The following is a 2,638-nucleotide window of genomic DNA, read 5'->3' as shown; positions in this document are numbered from 1 at the left end:
CCGACGGAGAGCATCACCCGCACGCCGCGGGCGGTGAAGTAGTTGACGATCTCCGGGGTCATGCCGCGCGGCACGCCGTCGAGGGTGGTGGCGTCGGTGGTCTGGCGCAGCAGCGCGAGCGGGTTGACGAAGCTGAGCACCACCAGGTTGACCGAGGGCCGGCCGTCGCCGCGGTCGACCAGCCAGTGGTTCTGGCTGTCGAACTCGGTGACGGCGCGGACGGTTCCCCAGGTGCAGTAGTCGTTGCCGCAGTGCCAGGCGCCGTAGACCTGGACCGGCGTGGCGGCGAGCGCCGCCGGGGCTGGGTGGGGCGGCGCGGCGGCGGCCGGCGTGGTCGTGGCGAGCGTGAGCAGGAGCGTCGACAGCAGTACCGAACGTCGCATGGGCCCTCCCCGATCGATCAGTACGCCTTGTTTACAGTGCGATGCTGATCCACGTCAATGCGTCGGGGCAACCTCGGCCAGCACGCGTCGCTGGAAGGCCCGCGCCTCGGGCCCGCTGGGCGGCGGACCGCCCCGGCGGGCGGCGATCGACCGTCCGATCAGGTCGGCGTCCTCCCCCCGGTCCAGCAGCCGGCGTCCGGCGTCCGCCTTGGACAGCCAGACGCCCTCGCGGGCCTTCACCAACGAACGGCACGCACCCAGCACCGCGTCCTCCGCGCCGGGTGCCGGGCCGTCGCCGGGCGGGGTCGGCAGCGCCAACCACCAGGCCAGCGCCTCGGCCAGCAGCCGCCGCAGGTCGCCCGGGGCGAGGTCGCCGAACACCTCGGCGGCGGGCGGGCCGAGCAGGGTCAGCCCGGACTGGTGCAGGATGCTGCGGTCCAGGGCGTACCAGAAGCGCCCGTCGGCGGTGGGCCGGTCGGACGGGGCGTAGGTGGCCCGGAACGGCATCCCCGCGCCGGTGTTCAGCTCCACCTCGAAGCCGGGGTCGGGGATGCCGGAGCCGGCCACCTCGCGGCGGTAGACGACCAGCTCCAGGCCGCGGGCCGGGCAGGGCAGGGCCTCGTGCCGCAGCCGGTCCACCAGCGTGCGCTTCGTCGGCCCGCCGAGCGGTCGCGCCACCACCAGCGCCACGTCCACGTCGCTGCGCCCCGGCTGGTACGCGTCCAGGCCCACCGAGCCGGCCGCGTACGCGCCGACCAGATCGTCGCCGAGGACGCCCCGCGCCCGGTCGACCAGCTCGGCCAGATAGCCGCGTACCTTGTCGTCCATGCCGGCCATCCTGCCCGCCCGCGGACGCGGGACGCGGTCGGGGCCCGGCGGCCCGGCCGACAGCGCCGACCGGACGCGGCGGCTCAGGCCGGGCGGTCCGGGCAGCAGACCGTCAGGGCGCCCGGCACGACCTTCACCTTCAGCCGCTTCGCCGTGGTCCGGGCCCCGCCGTCGAGCTCGTACGTCTTCGGGGCGGCGAAGCGGACGGTGACCTTGCGGCCGCGGGTGATCCGCACGAACGGCGAGTCCTCGGCGCGCCCGGCGGCCATCCGGCCCAGGGTGCGGGCCCAGTCGACGGCGCCGCTGGCGGTGGAGACCCCGATCTCCAGCGCGCCGTCGTCGGGGTGGGCGTCGTCGAAGGCCGGGATGCCACCGGTGATCGTGCCGACGTTGCCGAAGAGCACGCAGCTCGCGTCGCCGTCGAACCAGTCGGCGCCGTCGACCCGGATACGGGTGCGCACCAACTCGCCGCGGACGTGCCGCAGCCCGGTCCAGACGTACGCGGCCCGGCCGAGCCGGCCCTTGAGCTTGCGGTCGGCCTCCCGGATCAGCTCCCCGTCGAAGCCGGCGCCCGCCATCACCGCGAAGTGCTCGCCGTTGAGCCGGCCGAGGTCCAGCGTGCGGCGCCGGCCGTGCAGCGCGATCCGGACCGCTTCCGGCAGGTCGGCCGGGATGCCGAGGTTGGTGGCGAAGAGGTTGGCCGTGCCGGCGGGCAGGATGCCCATCGGCACGTCCGTGTCGGCCAGGGCGTCGGCACAGCGCTGCACCATGCCGTCGCCGCCCCAGACGAGGAGCAGGTCGGCGCCCTGCTTCAGCGCCTTGCGCACCCGCTTCGGCGCCTTCCGGCTCTTCGGCACCTCGTACCACAGCAGCCGCCCGACGCCGGCCGCGACCAGGCTGGCGCGCAGCTCGTCCAGGCCACCGCCGAGGGTCTTCTTCCGGTGGGCGACGACCGCGACGGTGCCCAGCGACCGGGCGTCGGCCGGGTCGGTGGCGGGGCTGTCGACCGCGCTCGTGCTCATGGCCGCCGAGGTACCCAGGGCGGCCCGATTCCACTCCTGGTCGAGCGCGACGCGCCCGATCCTGATCAGCCGCACACTGTGATCGGACGAATGCCTTCGGTAGAGTACGGGCGTTGACCCCGATGCTGACCGGGGCTCGGAGAGGTGCCGGGGATGACTCGACGCGGCGAGCGGCTGACGCGGGTCGCGCTGCGGTTGGGCCTGCGTGGTCGCCGGGGTGACCGGCGCCTGGTGTGCCTCCGACGCGGTCGCCGGCGACGCCGCGTACGCCGCCGACCCGGCACCCGCCGGCACGGTCACCGGCGCGGTCGACGATCTCCTCCGGGATCTCCTGTCCCCCGTCCTGGCGACGCCCCCGGCGGACCCGTCCGGTGCCGCCGTGCCGTCGACCGGGACCGGCGGGGC

3 protein-coding genes and 1 pseudogene are annotated in these 2,638 nt (G+C 75.5%); 1 reads left to right on the top strand and 3 read right to left on the bottom strand.

Going from position 1 to position 2,638, the window contains the following annotated elements:
- From JNW87_RS37290 to JNW87_RS37280, 3 genes and pseudogenes are all read right to left on the bottom strand, one after another.
- Positions 1-383 (bottom strand): annotated as a pseudogene (locus JNW87_RS37290) (hypothetical protein); the annotation flags it as partial.
- Between the two features lie 54 nt (positions 384-437).
- Complete coding sequence (locus tag JNW87_RS37285; protein ID WP_238455338.1) at positions 438-1,211, bottom strand: nucleotidyltransferase domain-containing protein; 774 nt, start codon at positions 1,209-1,211, stop codon at positions 438-440.
- A gap of 83 nt (positions 1,212-1,294) precedes the next feature.
- Complete coding sequence (locus tag JNW87_RS37280) at positions 1,295-2,233, bottom strand: diacylglycerol kinase family protein (protein WP_109799906.1); 939 nt, start codon at positions 2,231-2,233, stop codon at positions 1,295-1,297.
- A gap of 205 nt (positions 2,234-2,438) precedes the next feature.
- Between JNW87_RS37280 and JNW87_RS37275 the strand changes: the two genes are divergently transcribed.
- A partial coding sequence (locus tag JNW87_RS37275) for a hypothetical protein (RefSeq protein WP_238455337.1) occupies positions 2,439-2,638 on the top strand: 200 nt, incomplete at its 3' end.

The sequence above is a fragment of the Micromonospora sp. ATA51 genome (assembly GCF_016802855.1).
Taxonomy (GTDB): domain Bacteria; phylum Actinomycetota; class Actinomycetes; order Mycobacteriales; family Micromonosporaceae; genus Micromonospora; species Micromonospora sicca.
Note: the sequence above shows the minus strand (reverse complement) of the source record. Positions and strands in the feature narration are given on the sequence as shown.